General features: G+C 34.2%; 13 protein-coding genes. 1 reads left to right on the top strand and 12 read right to left on the bottom strand.

The genetic code is table 11. The features are described 5' to 3' along the window. Positions 1 to 4 precede the first annotated feature (4 nt). The 8 genes from KY055_01120 to KY055_01085 form a co-directional block, all read right to left on the bottom strand. A complete protein-coding gene (locus KY055_01120) occupies positions 5 to 1,294 on the bottom strand; it encodes a hypothetical protein (protein ID MBZ1345232.1) in 1,290 nt (429 codons plus the stop codon). Between the two features lie 68 nt (positions 1,295 to 1,362). Next, positions 1,363 to 2,256, bottom strand: coding sequence for a protein translocase subunit SecF (gene secF / locus KY055_01115; protein ID MBZ1345231.1), 894 nt, complete (start codon positions 2,254 to 2,256; stop codon positions 1,363 to 1,365). Positions 2,257 to 2,261: 5 nt separating this feature from the next. After that, positions 2,262 to 3,659 carry a protein translocase subunit SecD gene (gene secD / locus KY055_01110; protein MBZ1345230.1) on the bottom strand — a complete coding sequence of 466 codons (1,398 nt, stop codon included), beginning with the start codon at positions 3,657 to 3,659 and terminating at the stop codon, positions 2,262 to 2,264. Between the two features lie 135 nt (positions 3,660 to 3,794). Then, complete coding sequence (gene secA / locus KY055_01105) at positions 3,795 to 6,404, bottom strand: preprotein translocase subunit SecA (protein ID MBZ1345229.1); 2,610 nt, start codon at positions 6,402 to 6,404, stop codon at positions 3,795 to 3,797. A gap of 107 nt (positions 6,405 to 6,511) precedes the next feature. Then, positions 6,512 to 7,519, bottom strand: coding sequence for a hypothetical protein (locus KY055_01100; protein MBZ1345228.1), 1,008 nt, complete (start codon positions 7,517 to 7,519; stop codon positions 6,512 to 6,514). Next, positions 7,516 to 7,968 carry an adenosylmethionine decarboxylase gene (gene speD, locus KY055_01095; protein ID MBZ1345227.1) on the bottom strand — a complete coding sequence of 151 codons (453 nt, stop codon included), beginning with the start codon at positions 7,966 to 7,968 and terminating at the stop codon, positions 7,516 to 7,518. The genes KY055_01100 and speD overlap by 4 nt, the downstream gene beginning before the upstream one ends. 441 nt (positions 7,969 to 8,409) lie before the next feature. Continuing rightward, complete coding sequence (gene murB, locus KY055_01090; protein ID MBZ1345226.1) at positions 8,410 to 9,321, bottom strand: UDP-N-acetylmuramate dehydrogenase; 912 nt, start codon at positions 9,319 to 9,321, stop codon at positions 8,410 to 8,412. 83 nt (positions 9,322 to 9,404) lie between these two features. Next, a complete protein-coding gene (locus KY055_01085; protein ID MBZ1345225.1) occupies positions 9,405 to 11,465 on the bottom strand; it encodes an O-antigen ligase family protein in 2,061 nt (686 codons plus the stop codon). Between the two features lie 72 nt (positions 11,466 to 11,537). Between KY055_01085 and KY055_01080 the strand changes: the two genes are divergently transcribed. Next, a complete protein-coding gene (locus KY055_01080; GenBank protein ID MBZ1345224.1) occupies positions 11,538 to 12,959 on the top strand; it encodes a mannose-1-phosphate guanylyltransferase/mannose-6-phosphate isomerase in 1,422 nt (473 codons plus the stop codon). 43 nt (positions 12,960 to 13,002) lie between these two features. Here KY055_01080 and KY055_01075 read toward each other — a convergent pair whose 3' ends face one another. From KY055_01075 to KY055_01060, 4 genes are all read right to left on the bottom strand, one after another. Next, positions 13,003 to 13,584, bottom strand: coding sequence for a glycosyltransferase (locus tag KY055_01075; GenBank protein MBZ1345223.1), 582 nt, complete (start codon positions 13,582 to 13,584; stop codon positions 13,003 to 13,005). Then, entirely contained in the window at positions 13,562 to 14,050 is a 489-nt protein-coding gene (locus KY055_01070) for a glycosyltransferase (protein MBZ1345222.1), read from the bottom strand. The genes KY055_01075 and KY055_01070 overlap by 23 nt, the downstream gene beginning before the upstream one ends. A gap of 26 nt (positions 14,051 to 14,076) precedes the next feature. Beyond that, positions 14,077 to 15,345, bottom strand: a complete 1,269-nt coding sequence (locus tag KY055_01065; protein MBZ1345221.1) for an ATP-binding protein — start codon at positions 15,343 to 15,345, stop codon at positions 14,077 to 14,079. A 137-nt stretch (positions 15,346 to 15,482) separates the two neighbouring features. After that, a partial coding sequence (locus KY055_01060; GenBank protein ID MBZ1345220.1) for a glycosyltransferase family 4 protein occupies positions 15,483 to 16,373 on the bottom strand: 891 nt, incomplete at its 5' end.

Below are 16,373 nucleotides of genomic sequence, written 5' to 3'. Positions count from 1 at the left end.
AAAATTACTCTGTTGGTAATTCAATGGGAGCGACTCCTTTTTTTATTTCAACTCGGGAAATACCAACTGTTGGGGCAGCTGCTTCGCCTGGAAAATGATAGAGGGTGGCCAATTCTTCGGTATTTAAAACAAATATTCCGCCCGGACGGGGAAACAGGGGCGGCGTCCTCATTTTATAGTTTCTAAATATCCTTCTTTGTCTAAAATATAATATCCTTTTATCTAAAAACCAAAATAAAACAGATTTGGATTTGGTTAGAGTTTTTGACCAGGGCTTTAATCCACCCAAATTCTCGGTTGAAATTGTTTTAAAAAAACCAAAAAAAGTTTTCACCCTGGGTTTAAAAAAAACATCTCTTTTCCCTAAATAAATAACTCGGCAATTGCATTTGTATCCGAATTTACTTAATTTTTCTTCAACAGCGCTGATAACCTCTGTTTCCCCAGGAGTAAGTTTCATTTCCGGCGGAATAACATCCGCCTCCTTTTTAATAGTTTCTCCCGGCGCTTTTGCTAAAAATAAAAGCTCATAAATTTGCCGAGGAATTGATTTTGATTTTTCTTTTTCCGCCCTTCCAACTAATTTATCTACTAATTTTTTTCCCTTTTCCTGCCAAGGAAAATCCCTGCCTAAAACCGGCTTGATAACAACCTGATACCACATTTGTTCGCCCGGCCTTAAATCAGACATTCCTTCTAATAAATTGGATAATGGGTCGGTTATTGTTTCTTTTTTGGTTTCTTTTTCATCTTCAAATTTGGAATAGGTTTTAATTGGATAGATATCATCTTTGGCATTTACATAATCCACCCCCCAAATATCCCAATCCTTATTGGGAATATCTAATGGAACTGATTTAGTATAGTCCTCAACCGTTGAAATTTCCGCTTCTGGATATTGGGCATAAATATTAGAGACAATAAAATCTTTAAACATTTCCGGCGTTCTGATGTAAAAATGGATTTTTCCGGCCCGACTGACGATTTCCAAAGATAAGCCTAATTGAAATTGTCCCTCTATCCACACTTCTCTCCAGGTTGGAATATCGTGTAAACCGTGAAAGTCGGCAAAAATCTGCTCCATCGCCTTAATCGGTTTTTTTATTTCCTTTGGTAATTTTATTTCCAAAAACACTTTTTTTATTTTACTATCCCATTTTTCTTGAATAAACCAGAGGTATTGGTCTATTAATTTGGGATAAAGATAAAAAGGCAAAAACAACCACCACCAGTTTTTAATAACCTGCCATAAATAGTGAAAAATTAAATTTAGGTTTATTAAAAAATCGCTCATTAGGGTCTGAAGAAGATAAGCTTTCTTTAATTTAATTCAACTATAAAAATAATTTTTGTCAATTCCCATTAAACGTTCTTTTTCCATTTTAGCCAAAATACCAATATGGGGCTGGCTAAAAAAAGAGATGAGTATGTTCCGGCAATAATTCCCAGGATTAAAGCTAAAGCAAAATATTTCAAGGTCTCTCCGCCAAAAAAGAAAATGGCGATTAAAACAAAAAGAGTGGTCAAAGAAGTATGAAGACAGCGGGACAGGGTTTGATTTAGGCTCAAATTGACTGTTTCTTCATAGGTCTGGCCGGTTCTTTTTAAAATATTTTCCCTGATTCTGTCAAAAACAACTACTGTGTTGTTAATGGAATAACCGATAACTATCAAAAAAGCAATGACCACTGGAATGGTTATTTGAATATGGTAATAATTGCCCAAAATGGAAAAAATCCCCAGAGGAATTAAAACATCGTGAAAAAGACAAATAATGGAAGAAATTCCATACTGCCAGGAAGCAATTGGCTTGGAAATTTTCCTGAAAGCCAAAGTAATATAAAAAAGAATGACTAAAAGAGAAATAAAAGTGACTAATTTGATTCTTTCTCTTAATTCCCGGCCGATTACCGGGCCAATGGATTCAAATCTTTGTTCTTCTAAATCCCCTTTTTCTTTTAATTTCTGAATTATCTGCTGGTGGATTTCGGGAGAAATTTCTTTCATTCTTAAAATCACCCCTCTTTCATTGGTCGGTTGAATAATAAATTCTCCTAAATCCAAGCCAATCAGCGACTCCCTGATTACCTGGTTTGAAGGCCGCTCATTTTTGTATTCTATCTCCAGTATGCTTCCTCCGGTAAAATCAATTCCGAAATTCAAACCGAAAAAAATCAGAAAAATGAAACTGATTAAAATTAAAAATCCGGAAAAAATAAGATAAATTTTATTATATTTGAGAAAATCAAATCCCATCTTGCTTAACGCCAAAGCCAATTAATTTTTTCTAAAGAGGTTTGTTCAAAAAGCTTTAAAAAATTTTTAGTAATGAAAATGGCTGAAAACATGGAAACTAAAATTCCCAAACCCAAAGCCAGGGCAAAACCCCGAACAAAGCCGAGTCCAAAATAAAATAAAATAATTGTTACCAGTAAAGTGGTCAAATTTCCGTCCCGGATTGAACTCCAGGCTCGTGAAAACCCTTCTTCAATACTTTGAGAAAGATTTTTTTTGGCTTTTAATTCTTCTTTTAGTCGGGAAAAAATCAAAATATTGGCGTCAACCGCCATGCCAACCGACAAAAGAAAACCGGCCATCCCGGCTAAAGTCAAAGTAACCGGAATCAGTTTAAATAAAGATAAAATTAAAATGATATAAATTACCAGAGCCAGAGAAGCCAAAAAGCCGGGTAATCTGTAAAAAATAATCATAAATATAATTACGGCTAAAAAACCGAAAATTCCGGCCTGGAAACTTTGTTCCAGAGAAACTTTTCCCAAAATCGGACCGACTCTCTGCTGGGAAATTATTTGAATAGGAACGGGCAAGGCCCCGGCATTAAGATTTCTGGCCAATTCTCTTGCCTCTTCAACCGTAAATTGACCGCTGATTTGAGCTTGGCCGCCGCTGATTTTTTCCTGAACAACCGGCGTGGAAATTAAGACCCGGTCAATATAAATTGCTATTAGTTTATTAATGTTTCTTCCTGTTAACTCTTCAAAAATTATTCCTCCTTGTTTGTCAAATTCCAGAGAAACCAGGGGCTGAAAAGTGGTTTGGTCAAAACCAATCTCTGCCCTTTTTAAGTATCGGCCGGTTAATGGAGTGGAAACAAAATAAGCATCCTCAAAAATTAAATGCCACTCCGGAATTTCCTGAATTTTTTGAAAATCCTCAGCAGTCCATTGTTCCATTTCTTTACCAATGAACTCCTCTGCCTCTTTTCTTTTATCAATAATCTTCTGGGTTTCTTCCGAAGACCGCTGTTCTTTAAATTCAAGAAAAGGCGTCTGACCTATCATCTTAATGGCTTCATCAACATCCATTACTCCGGCTAACTCAATAATCAATCTTTCGCCCTGAACCTGAATTACCGGCTCTCTAACTCCGAAAATATCAACTCTTCTTTCAATTACATCCCGCAAACCCTCCATGGCTGAAGCCCGGTCTTCCTGGCTAATCCCGGTTAAATCGGCCTGATAAACCAAGTGGGCCCCGCCCTGTAAATCCAGACCCAATTTGAAAGGAATTTCCGGAAAGCGGGGCAGATTAATATAATCGGCTAACCGATTAAAATATCCGGGATAAACCAAATTTCCAGCCCCAAAAGCCAAAATAAAAATAACGACTAAGTAAAAATAAACTTTGTTTTTTGACATATCTTTTTTATTATAACACAATCAAAATCCAATTAAAACCGTCTAATTAATGTAACGAGGCCTTGCTTCGTTACATTTGACTTCAATGTAACGAGGCTTCAATGTAACGAGGCCTTGCTTCGTTACATTGAGGTTTTAGCCGTATTTCGGCCAGCAACATTTTTTGTATTTTATTGGTTTGCCGGTAGCCGGATTTTTTTTACCACAAGGGCAAGGGTCATTGCGGCCGGCTTTTACTCCGCTTTGCCAAGTTTGACCTGTTCTTTGATATTGTTGATGAGGAACAAAAGCTTTTGGTTCTTTGGTTAAACTAACTTGTAAAATTGTCTGAGCGATTGTTGATTCCATTTGGTCCAACAACCCCTGAAACATTTTCCGACTCTCTGATTTATATTCCACCAAAGGATCCCGTTGACCGTAAGCTCTTAATTTTACCGAGTCCCTTAAACGTTCCATATTTTCCAAATGTTCCAACCAAAGAGTATCTAATGTTTTTAAACTGATAAATCGGGCAACGGCCTTAAAGTTTTCCCCTAATTCTTTTATTTTTTCCCCTAAAGTTTTCTTTTCCTCTGGAGTTTTCAACCAATTTTCAATTTTCAATTTCCAATTTTCAATTTCCAAAAACTCTCTTCTTTTCCTATAAAGAACTTCCCTGTGTTTGTTCATAACATCATCGTATTCCAGAATATGTTTTCTTAAATCAAAATTTAATCCTTCAATTTTTGACTGGGCTTCCTCAATTGCTTTGGAAATCAATTTAGCTTCAATCGGCTGGTCTTCCGGAAGTTTTAAGATTTCCATTAAATTTTTTATTCTCTCTCCGCCGAAAATCCGCATTAAATCGTCTTCTAAAGAAAGAAAAAATTGGGAAGAGCCAGGGTCTCCTTGACGACCAGACCTTCCCCGCAGCTGATTGTCAATTCTTCTGGCTTCGTGCCTTTCCGTGCCAATGATGTGCAATCCGGCCAATTTTTTGACTTTCTCTGCCTCTTGTTGGTCAACCGGGTTGCCGCCCAAAATTATATCCACTCCCCGACCGGCCATATTAGTGGCTATGGTTATTGCTTTTAATTTCCCGGTTTGGGCGATAATCTGAGCTTCTTTCTCGTGGTGTTTGGCATTTAAAATCTGGTGAGAAATGCCTTCTCTTTCCAATAATTTTCCCAAATATTCGTTTTTTTCAATGGAAGTGGTGCCAACCAAAACCGGCTGTCCTTTTTCATGCCTTTGTTTGATTTCTTTGACAATAGCCATAAATTTTCCTTTTTCGGTCTTAAAAACAACATCCGGCAAACCTTGACGAATCATTGGTTTGTTGGTCGGAACGCAAATTACCTCCAAACCGTAAACCTTGTCAAATTCTTCAGCCGAAGTTAGGGCTGTGCCAGTCATTCCGGCCAATTTTTTATACATTCTGAAATAATTTTGAAAAGTAATGGAAGCCAGAGTTAAAGATTCCGGCTGAACTTTAACCCCTTCTTTGGCTTCAATTGCCTGATGAAGGCCGCTGGACCAGCGACGACCGGGCATAAGACGACCGGTAAATTCATCAACAATAATCACCTGACCCTCTTTAATAACATAATCTTTGTCTTTTTTAAAAAGGGCTTCAGCTCGCAGGGATTGTTCTAAATGATGCAAATACCTCATTCCTTTTTTCTCATAAATATTTTCTAATCCCAGAATTTTTTCAATTTTATTTATTCCGTTCTCGGTCAGGGTGGCCACTTTCATTTTTTCATCAATTTCGTAATCTTCTTTAAAATTTAATTTAGGAATAATTTTGGAAAATTCTTGGTACCATTTTGAACTTTCCATATCAGGAGCGGAAATTATCAACGGTGTTCTGGCTTCATCAATTAAAATGGAATCAACTTCGTCAATTATTGCGAAGTTGTACCCCCTTTGAACAACTGGCAAATCATAAGCCCCGTTAGAAATTTCATTTCTAACGGGGTAAGCCATGTTATCTCTCAAATAATCAAAACCGAATTCATTATTGGTGCCGTAAGTAATGTCAGCCGCATAGGCCTCTTTTCTGGAACAAGGTCTCAAATAACTTTCAACAACCTTAAATCCTCCAACCAAGTCGCGTTCTTTGTCCTTTTCGTCAGTTTTAAGTTTTGAGTTGTAGTTTTGCGTTTTGATGGTCGCAGAGAACTTTGTTCTCTTCTCCCCCCTCGCCCCGTTGTCGCCGGGCTCGGTTTTTGAGTTTTGGGTTTCTGTTTGATAAGTAGGGTCATAAAGATAAGCATTATCATGGACGATACAACCTACCGACAATCCCAATAAGTGATATATCTGCCCCATCCAAACCGTATCTCTTTTTGCCAAATAATCATTAACCGTCACCAAATGGCATCCTTTTCCTTCCAGAGCATTTAAATAGAGGGGCAGAGTGGCTGCCAGGGTCTTTCCTTCACCGGTTTTCATCTCGGCAATTTTTCCTTGATGTAAAACAATTCCGCCAATTAGCTGGACATCAAAATGCCTTTGCTTTAAAGTTCTTTTAGTCGCTTCCCGAACCAAAGCAAAGGCCTCCGGCAACACCTCATCTAATGTAACGAGGCCTTGCCTCGTTACATTTAAGTTATTTTTTAGTTGTTGGGTTTTGACTTTTAGCTGTTCGTTAGAAAAAGCCCCGAATTTACTTTCGAGTTCATTTATTTTATCAACTATCGGCTGAAGTTGTTTCAGATATTTCTCGTTGGCGTCTCCAAAAATTTTCGCAATTATTGACATATTTTATATTCTATATCAAAAATTAAGATTTTTCAAACCTACAAACCTAAAAAGGAGCTTAGCTCCTTTCTACTTAGCTCCTTTCTATTTCAAACCTAAAAAGGAGCTTAGCTCCTTTCATCTTTTGGCAAGGCGGCTGAGGAAAAATGGATTTCCGGAGAATAATATCCGAGCGCTTGAAGATTGAATTTTTTATATCTTTCTTTTATTTTTTTAAAACTAATTTTGTCAAAATCAATTTTTTTTGAACCGAAAGAAAATGTGTGTTCGTTAAAAGGAAAACAGCCGACAAAAGCCTTGTGAATTTTTAAAAAGGGAAAGATTTGCTTTAGTTTTTTTCTTGTTCTTTTGGCAAATTTTTCTTTAAGAAGGGCTGTTTGAAAAGCGGCCACTCCATTTTCTTTCAAAGCCCCCAAAATGTCTTTGTAAAATCTGGCTTGCCAAAGAGCAAGCGAGTGGCCGTTCGGATCGGTCAAATCATTAATAATAATATCAAAATAATTTTTATAGTTTTTAACAAATCTTAAAGCATTCTCATTAAATATTTTCAATCTTTTGTCTTGAAAGGCTCCTCCGGAAACCGAAGATAAATATTTTTTAGAAATATCTATGACTTTTTTATCCATATCAACCAAAAAAATTTCTTTGACCGGATATTTGACCGCTTCCCGTAAGACACCTCCGTCTCCTCCGCCAAGAATCAATATATTTTTGGAGGTCGAAGAAGATTTATCTTCTTCTCGCACCGAACTTTTGCGAAGCAAAAGTGAAGGTAAAGAAGAGGACGAAGTCCTCTTCGCTCCCTTCGCTGCGGCTCGGGAATTTGAATGATATAAAAAAGCAGGGTGCGTCAGCATTTGATGATAAACAAATTCGTATTTGGTTGAGAGTTGAACCAATCCGTCCAAAGCCAAAATTCTGCCGAATTCTTTTGTATCAAAAATTTCAATTTTCTGATATTTGCTTTTTCCGGAATAAATTTCTTTTTCAATCAAAACCCCCCAAGTAAGGGTTGGCGACTCGGTTGACACCTCAAAAAACCAATTTTTGCCCTGCCGGCTAGCGGCCCGAGCCGCAGGCGATGACGGGTAGGCAAAAAGAAATTTCTTTCTCATCTTAATAATCCTCTTTTTATTTTTTGAATTTCTACTCTTTTTGGCTTAAACGTTTTTTTTAAATAAGTAATGGCTTTATCAGGCAGGGTTTTCTGGCCGCAAGTAAAAATATCAATTGCCAGATAATTTTTTTCCGGCCATGAATGCAAGGCAATGTGGGATTCTTGCAATAAAATAACCCCGGTTATTCCCTGGGGTGAAAATTTATGGATGATTGTTTTTAAGGGAGTATTTTCGGATTTCTTTGCCGCTGTAATTAAAATTTTTTTAATTTTTTTCGGATTCTCAATAATTCGGCCAAACCAAAACTCGGCAAATAAATGAATACCAATGTGTTTTTGTTTGTTTGTTTTTTTGACCCATTGATTGAAGAAGATAAATCTTTTTCTCACTCCCCTGCTAACGTTCGGGAGAATGGATCTCTTTGTTTCCTTTTTTATTTTTTGCATGTTTTTGGTTAGTCGCTTACCCTACAAAACCTTAAAATTTTTGTAAAGCGAATTGGTAAGAGAATTTCTTACCAAAAAACAAAGAGTAAAAAAGCGATTAACGGTTGTTTCTTTTTTTTAATAACAAGCCCCACATTTTTAGGATAAAAATTTTACAAATCAATCTCTTTTCTTTTGATGCCTTAAAAATGTGGGACGAGTTATTTTATTTCTTTTTCTTTTTTTTTGCTTTCTTTTTTGCCATGATTTTAAAATTTTTTAAAAAATTTTACAAATCTTAAATAAATAGTCGACCGCTATTTTAAAAATTTAATAAAATATGTCCGACGAAAAATAAAAAACATTTTTAAAAAGATTATTATTTTATTTTTTCACTTTAAGAAAGTTTGTCAAGGGTTAATAAGTCAAAATTTAGAAATTAGAAATTAGAAATTAGAAATTTTATGGTAGATATTGTATTTCTTCTTCTAAAACTATTCCGAATTTCTTTTTTACCGATTTCTTTGCCAGATTTATCAGTTCTTTGACATCTTTTGCTTTTCCTTTGCCCAAATTGACAATAAAATTAGCATGCTTTTCTGAAATTTTGACTTCTCTGATTTTTTTTCCTTTCAAACCGCATTTTTCAATTAGCTTTCCGGCTGAAAATCCTGGCGGATTTTTAAAAACACTTCCGGCTGAAGGAAAATTTAATGGTTGAGTCTCTTTGCGATAGTTTAAATATTCTTTAATCTTTTTTTTGATTTCCGTTTTTTTTCCTTTTTTAAGAGAAAGTTCCGCCGAAAGAATTATCAAGTCTGGATATTTTCTAAATAGACTGTCTCTATATCTAAATTTACATTCTCTATTTGAGAATTTTTTAATTTTGAATTTTAATTTGTCATTTTGCATTTTGCATTTTGCATTTTGCATTTTACGGTCAGTAACCATCAATACTTCCACTGATTTTATAATATCTGCCATTGACTTCCCAAACGCCCCCGCATTCCCCCGTATCGCTCCCCCAACCTGACCCGGAATTCCCGCCGCCCACTCCAGACCGGTTAGATTATTCTTCACCGATTCGCTAATTAATAAAGATAATGGTACGCCAGCATCAGTATAAATTTTGTTAGTTTGTAGTTTGTGGTTTGTAGTTTGTAGTTTTATAACTAAACCACTATATCCCTCATCAGAAACCAATAAGTTGCTGCCGCCGCCTAAAATAAAAAATGGCAAATTATTTTCTTTTGCCCATTTTACGGCTTTAATGATTTCTTTTTTCGTTTTCGCCTCAAAAAAATATTTCGCCGGCCCGCCAATCCTAAAACTAGTATATTTTGCCAAAAAAACATTTTCCCGAATTCCTGGCATAAGTTTTTTTAAATTTTGGATTTGGGGCTTAGAATTTGTTTGGGATTTGAAATTTGAGATTTGAGATTTCATTATTGCCTTTGCTATTGCCCGGGAAGAGGAGCAATTAAAATTTCCTTAAATTCTTTTTGCCAATCGGGATTAATTTTAACAGCTTCTTCAAACTTTTTCTCGGCTAACTGATCATCCCCTATCAATCTGGCTAATTGAATAATTAATAAATGGGAGTGCTTGATTCTTGGCTCCAATTGAACGGCTTTTTCAGCCAAAAACAGGGCTTTGTCAAAATTTCCCAAAACGAAATGGTTTTGAGCCAAAGTCCAATATGCTTGGGGATTATTCGGACTCAATTCAATCGCTTTTTCCAAAAGCGATTGAATTGGCAGTTCTTTGGCCGGGTCAACTTGATTGTAAATTATGTAAAATCGAGCCAATTGAAGATGAGTTGAAAAATCCAAGGGAACTTCTTTAATGTTTTTTTCCAATTCCTGGCCGAGAAAATCAAATTCCAACTTAAAGTCCTCTATTGGAAATTTTTCTATTTCTTTCTCAAAAAAGGAAGCCATTGCCCTGTCGGCAAAAACATTTCTAATCTGGTGTTTTCCCATCGGAGTGGCTTGTAAACTTTTTTCATAAAAAAAGACCCTTTCTTTGGGAATTGGAGAACTGAGAGCAATAAAAATATAACGGGAGGCCAAAAATGGTTGAAAAACAAATTTAAAAAAGGAAAGGCAAAAAACGAGTAAAACGATGAAACAAAGCAGTTTGTTAAAAAAAGATAAATTTCCCCCGGCTATTGGTTGCCAATAAGGGCTGGGGTCTTGTTTGAAATTCTGTTGCCCGGAAATGGAAGCGATAAACCCCAAAATCAAAAAAAACATCAAATAACTAGAGGTCATATCAAAAACCGTCAGGTTTTGAACAAAATAAGAAATTAAAATAACCAAAAAAATTCGGAAGGTAAAAAAGTCAATTTTTTGAACAAGGAATTTTTTAAACAAAATGTAAAAAGCGCTAAAAAAAATTCCCAGATAAAAAATTAGTCCGAAAATTCCGTTAGCCACCAATGTGTCAAAAACAATATTGTGAGCCCTGTCAAAAGTTGTTTCTCCTCCGTATTCAGGCAGAAAAAGTCGGGGGTTAAAATGTTTAAAATGGGCTAATTCATAATTCTCCAATCCCCAACCAAACCAGGGTCGTTCCAAAAACATTTGCCAGGCGCTTTGCCAAACGACCAATCTTGATTTTGAAAACCTCTCATATATTTTTTCTCCCAAAAAGGTGTCGGGGGCAAAAGAAAAATAAATGAAAGAAAAAATCAAGCCGGTAAAAATGATTAAAAGGAAAATTCCAGCCAATTTTATTTTTCTTTTTTGGGAAAAAAGCAGAGAAAGCAAATAAAATAAAATCAATCCTCCTCCAAAAGAAAGAATGGCTGCTTGAGCTCCGCTGAAAATCAAACCTAAGGTAATTATTATAAAACAAACTGCCGAATAAATTTTAAAATTCTTAGCCGAGAAAAGAGAAGAAGCCCGAGAAAGATTTTCTTTGGAAATAAAAAATAGATAGAGGGCTAAAAAAGAATTAAACAATAAATAAGTGCCCAAAAAAGAACTGTTACCCAAAGTTGAACCGGCCAAAGAAAACCTCAACAAGGAAATAGGGTGATAACCAACCGTTGAAAATAAACCGAGCAAACTGACAATAGTGGCAACTAAAATTGAAATGCTAAAAATGGCTAACCATTTATTTTGACTTCTAAAAACCGAAAAGATGACAATAAAAAAAAGAAAGAGATGAAGCCAGGTTAAAAGACCACCCATTCTTTCATACTCTCCCCAAAAACTTTGCTCAAAATTCAAACCAAAAATTGAACTTAAAATCAAGACACCAATAAATAAAGTTAGGGCTAAAAAAAGGGGGTTAAGTTTGAACTGAAGTTTTTTGCCTACAATTAAAAAGATTAGCCAGGCAAGAAAAATCAACTGAATCAAGCCGAAAAAATAAAGGGTCTTGGGAACAACAAAAGGAAAAAAGAACGGTCGGCTAATAATAAGAGGCGTCAATAAAATTAAAAACGTTCCTATTAAAATAATGCCGCGACAAACTGCCGGCAGCCCGATTTTTGTTCTTATTGAATTCATTATTATTTAATTATTGATTAATAATAACAGAAAACTGGAAAAATTTTAAGCTTTAAACTAAAATACAATAATATGGGAAAAGGAGGTTGCCAAAACTTATTATACGGTCTGATTTTAGCCGGCGGTTCCGGGGTTCGGCTTTGGCCCTTGAGTCGGGCTTCTTATCCCAAACAACTGCTCAAATTATTTGGGCAAAAAACCCTGATTGAGCAAACTTTTTTCCGGTTAAAAAAAATAATTCCGGTTCAAAGAATTTACATCATTACCTCTGAAAATTTTGCCGAAGATATAAATTTTCAGTTGAGAAATTTAAAATTTGTCAAAGAAAATTTAATTATTGAACCGGCTCAAAAAAATACGGCTCCGGCTATTGCCCTGGCTTCCCAAAAAATTTTTAATCTGAATAAATCGGCAATCATTCTTAGCTGTCCCAGCGACCATCTTATCAGCCCCGATTCCAAGTTTATTGAAGCGGTCAAAACTGCTTTGTTAATAGGAAAAAATGATTTTTTAATTACTTTTGGCTTAATTCCTTCTCCCCGTCAAATCAGTCAAGAGTTTGGCTATATTAAGCCGAATTATAAAAAACTGAAAGATGGTTGTTTTGAAGTTGAAAAATTTATTGAGAAGCCGGATTTAGAAACGATTAAAAAATTAATTAAAGAAAAATGCTTTTTAAATAGCGGGATTTTTCTTTGGAAGGCCGAAATAATATTAAAAGAACTTAAAAAATTCTTACCAAAAATTTACCGAGCAGTTTCATCTTATCAAAATCTTGAAAAATTTTCCAAGCTTTATCAAAATTTAGAACCGGTCTCTATTGACAAAGGGGTTTTGGAACATTCCCAAAAAATTCGGGTTCGGCCGGTTAATTTCAAATGGCAAGACATTGGTTCTTGGAATTCTTTATATCGGCTCTCGGCAAAAAATTCAGCCAAAAATGTTTTTAAAGAAAGGGTTTTTTCTTCCGATTGTCAGAGTTGTTTAATTTACGGCGCCCCCAAAAGAATTATTGCCGCCATTGGTTTGAAGGACTTGATTGTTGTTGATACCGAAGACGCCCTTTTAGTCGCCGACAGAGAAAAAACCTCTCAATTAAAAAATATTTTTGAAAAAATAAAAAATAATAATTTATCTCAATATCTACAACACCCGACCGTCTATCGGCCCTGGGGGTTTTTTACCCTGATTGAAGAAGGAGATAATTTTAAGGTAAAAAAATTGGTTGTTAAACCGGGGGAAAAATTAAGTTTGCAATTTCATAACAAAAGAAAAGAGCATTGGACTGTTTTGAGGGGTAGGGCAAAAGTAAAATTAAATGATTCCGTCTTTTTTTTAAAACCCCATCAAAGCATTGATATTCCCAGGGGCGCTAAACATTGTTTAGAAAATTTTGGCAAAAAACCCTTAGAAATAATTGAAATTCAAAATGGTCAATATTTGGGCGAAGATGATATAATAAGAATTGAAGATAAGTATGGTAGATTAAATTGACACTCTCCACGATTGAAATCGGGAGTTTTAGAAAACAAAATCTTCATAACAGATTTTCGTATATTGAGATAATTTTTTCTAAATTTTTTTCTTTTGAAAATAATTCTTTTACTCTTTTAATGCTATTTTGGCCGAATTCTTGGGCTAATTTTTTATTTTCAATTATTTTTTGAATGGCTTGAGACAAAGCCCTGCTATTTTGGGGCGGAACAACAAAACCGGTAACCCCGTCCTGATTTACAAAAGAAGTGCCCGTCCCCAATTCGGTGGAAACAATTGGTTTTCCGCAAGCCATGGCTTCAATTAAGACAATACCAAAGGCCTCCGATTTAAAGATAGACGGCAAAACAAAAACCGAGCAAGCATGATAAAAATTTATTAATTCTTTTCCCAGCCGAAGGGACAAAAAATAAATTTTATCTTCTAATTTTAAATTCTTAATCTTGAATTCTAAGTTCTTTTTTTCCGGCCCCTCGCCAGTAATTATTAATTTTGCCTCAACGTCTTTCATTGCCTCAACCAAATATCCGAGACCTTTATAATAATTGAGCCGTCCGACAAATAAAATAAATTTGCCGTATTTTTCTTTTATTTTTTGAATTTCATTTTCGTCGGCTTTGCAAATAGGAAGAACTTTTTATTAAATTTGGGTTTGAAATCAAAATTTTCTCTGCCCCTTTTAGGGTATTAAAAATCAGCGGTTTAAAAAAAATCTCTAAGACCTTCTGCCTGATAATATCTGAATGATAATGAACTATTAATTTCGCTTTTGGCTTAAATAAAAAAATTGCCAAATCTCCCAAGGGAAAGGGATGATGGAAATTAATAATATCCGCTTCTTTTGAGAGTTTTTTAAATAAACTTAAAAAAGAAAAAGAAATTGGCATCCCCCAAAACATTCCCAAACTTCCGGCTTTAGTCACCTTCACCCCATTAATTTCTTCAATCTTCCCACAACCCCTCGGCTGACAAACTAAAACCTCAATTTCAAAATTATCCTTTCCATTTAACCCTTCGGCAATGTCTTGAACAGCTTTTTCCACTCCTCCGATCCAGGGAGAGTATAATTTATTTACTTGAAGAATTTTCATAAATCAATTTCATAATATAAGCAAAATTAATCACTTATCAGCCATTTCCATAGGGGAATAAATTTAATTTTTTTTCCTTTAAACCATTTGTCTCCTTCATAATCCCAAGTGATAATTAATAAATCATTACAATTTAACTCCTCGCTTGCCTCAACTAAAGATTTTAATTCTCTCTTTTGTGTGTCTAAATCATTTGGGTCATAACAAACTTGAATCAACTTTTTAATCTTTAATCCTTCTTTTAAAATAAAATCAATTTTCCTTTCATTTCTAGTTTTATAATAAAAAATATCTTTATTTAATTCACATCCCCTTCTTAAAATTTCAACCAAAACTAAATTTTCCATTAGTTTTCCTATATTTTGAGAAAATTGAAATGATTTTGCTAAAATAAAGCCGTTATCAACAAGATAAATTTTTCTGGGAGACCTAATTTGTTCTTTTGTCTTAAAAGAAAATCTATCTAATGAAAAAACTAAATAAGCCTCTTCAAGATATCTTAAATAATTTTGAACCGTATTTACACTCCGAAAATTCAGAATATTTTTTAATTTTGTAAAACTAAATTCGGAAGAAAAATTACTGACTAAATAAATAGCCAAATCATAAATTTTTTGAGAAAATCTGACACCATATCTCTTGACTACATCTTTAAGTAAAATAGCATCAAAAAGTGTCTCCAGATAGTCCTTTGCTTCTAAATTTTTAACAACAACTTCCGGAAAACCACCATTTTTAAGATAGTTGTCTAAATAATTAAAAATTTTTCCTTTTGTCTCGGGAATTTCAAGATATTCTTTTTTTATTTCAAAGTTTTTGGTTATTAAAAACTCCTTAAAACTAAAAGGAAAAATCTCTATTGGAATGTATCTCCCGGTTAGAACTGTTCCTAATTCTTTACTTAAAAGTTTTGCATTTGAACCAGTTAAAATCAGGTTATATCCTCTTCTTTGGAGCTTATTTACAAAAAACTCCCAATTTTCTAAATTTTGAATTTCATCAAATAAAACATATTTACTTTTAGGATAAACCTCAAGAATTGTCTTTACAATTTCATCGTAATTTTTAAATTTTAAGAGATTTTCATCGTCAAAATTTAAGTAAGCAAACTCCTTCCTCTTTAAAAGTAAAATAGAAAATACAGATTTCCCACTCCTTCTTGGCCCAGTAATTACCTTTATTAAATCCTTATCCAAAAATTTCTTAGCAAAATTAAGTTTTTCTCGGGTAATATATTCTTTGGAAAGAAATTTTTCCTGCTCTAATTTATGTTGTAAAATAATGTTTTTTATCATATTTCTGTGTTAAAATGAACAAAAATTCCTCTTTTTATTCACTACACTGATTTTAGTGCGCAAAATTTAACTTGTCAAGGCTAAAAAAATAAAAGATGCAAAGCATCTTTTTAATGTCAAATTTAACATCCTCGCCTCTATCCGCGTACTAAGTAAGCCTCTTTTAAAACTTTTAAAGTTTCTTTTGCCGCCTTTTCCCAGGAAAATCTTTTTATATTTTCAAATCCTTTTTTAATTAAATCCTCTCTCAATTTTTCATCTAAAACAATTTTCTCCATTCCTCTGGCAATTTCTTCCAAATTATAAGGATCTACATACAAAACCGAATCGCCAGCCACTTCTGGCAAAGAAGAAGTATTTGAAGTCAAAACCGGTATCCCTAAACTTTGACTTTCTAATACGGGAAGGCCAAATCCCTCATAAAAAGAAGGAAAAGTTAAAGCTTTGGCTTTTTGATAAAGGCTGGATATTTCTTCCCTGGAAACAGTATCAGTCAAAATAACTTTTCCTTCCAATCGATTTCCTTTAATTTCTTTTTCCAAATCCAAAAATCTTTTGTCTTTTCTCCCTCCAATTACTAAAAGATAATCAAGGCCCTTTTCTCTAAATAACTTAAAAGCTTTAATTAGGCCTGACAAATTTTTTCTTGGCCGCCAATTGCCAACATAGAAAAAATATGGCTTATCGATTTTAAATTTATTTAAGGTAGTTTTAACAATTTCATCGCTCACTTCTGGCATCTCCGGTACCCCTCCATAAATAACTTCTATTTTTTCTGGGTTTATTTTATAAATTTCTACTAATTCTTTTTTAGAAAAGTTAGAACTAGTAATTATCTTTCTACTAAAATATTTCGCCCCATAAAACATTGCCCTAAAATAAATTTTTGAAAGTAAATTTTCAAATTCTTTAAATCTATCATAGGCGCAATCATGAATCACTACAATCTTATTTTTATAAAAAAATGGGGCAGCTGGCGAAGGAGAAAAAAGAAGATCAATTTTATATTTTTTTAATAAAGGGTAAAT

Source organism: Candidatus Nealsonbacteria bacterium (assembly GCA_019923625.1).
Taxonomy (GTDB): Bacteria; Patescibacteriota; Minisyncoccia; order Minisyncoccales; family RBG-13-42-11; genus JAHXGN01.
This window is presented reverse-complemented; position numbering and strand designations above follow the sequence as displayed.

Excerpts from the sequence above, each read along its gene's own strand:
- KY055_01085 (MBZ1345225.1), bottom strand. The coding sequence starts at position 11,465 with ATGAATTCAATAAGAACAAAAATCGGGCTGCCGGCAGTTTGTCGCGGC.
- murB (MBZ1345226.1), bottom strand. The coding sequence starts at position 9,321 with ATGCCAGGAATTCGGGAAAATGTTTTTTTGGCAAAATATACTAGTTTT.
- KY055_01065 (MBZ1345221.1), bottom strand. The coding sequence starts at position 15,345 with ATGATAAAAAACATTATTTTACAACATAAATTAGAGCAGGAAAAATTT.
- secD (MBZ1345230.1), bottom strand. The coding sequence starts at position 3,659 with ATGTCAAAAAACAAAGTTTATTTTTACTTAGTCGTTATTTTTATTTTG.
- secF (MBZ1345231.1), bottom strand. The coding sequence starts at position 2,256 with ATGGGATTTGATTTTCTCAAATATAATAAAATTTATCTTATTTTTTCC.
- KY055_01070 (MBZ1345222.1), bottom strand. The coding sequence starts at position 14,050 with ATGAAAATTCTTCAAGTAAATAAATTATACTCTCCCTGGATCGGAGGA.
- speD (MBZ1345227.1), bottom strand. The coding sequence starts at position 7,968 with ATGCAAAAAATAAAAAAGGAAACAAAGAGATCCATTCTCCCGAACGTT.
- KY055_01080 (MBZ1345224.1), top strand. The coding sequence starts at position 11,538 with ATGGGAAAAGGAGGTTGCCAAAACTTATTATACGGTCTGATTTTAGCC.
- KY055_01100 (MBZ1345228.1), bottom strand. The coding sequence starts at position 7,519 with ATGAGAAAGAAATTTCTTTTTGCCTACCCGTCATCGCCTGCGGCTCGG.
- secA (MBZ1345229.1), bottom strand. The coding sequence starts at position 6,404 with ATGTCAATAATTGCGAAAATTTTTGGAGACGCCAACGAGAAATATCTG.
- KY055_01120 (MBZ1345232.1), bottom strand. The coding sequence starts at position 1,294 with ATGAGCGATTTTTTAATAAACCTAAATTTAATTTTTCACTATTTATGG.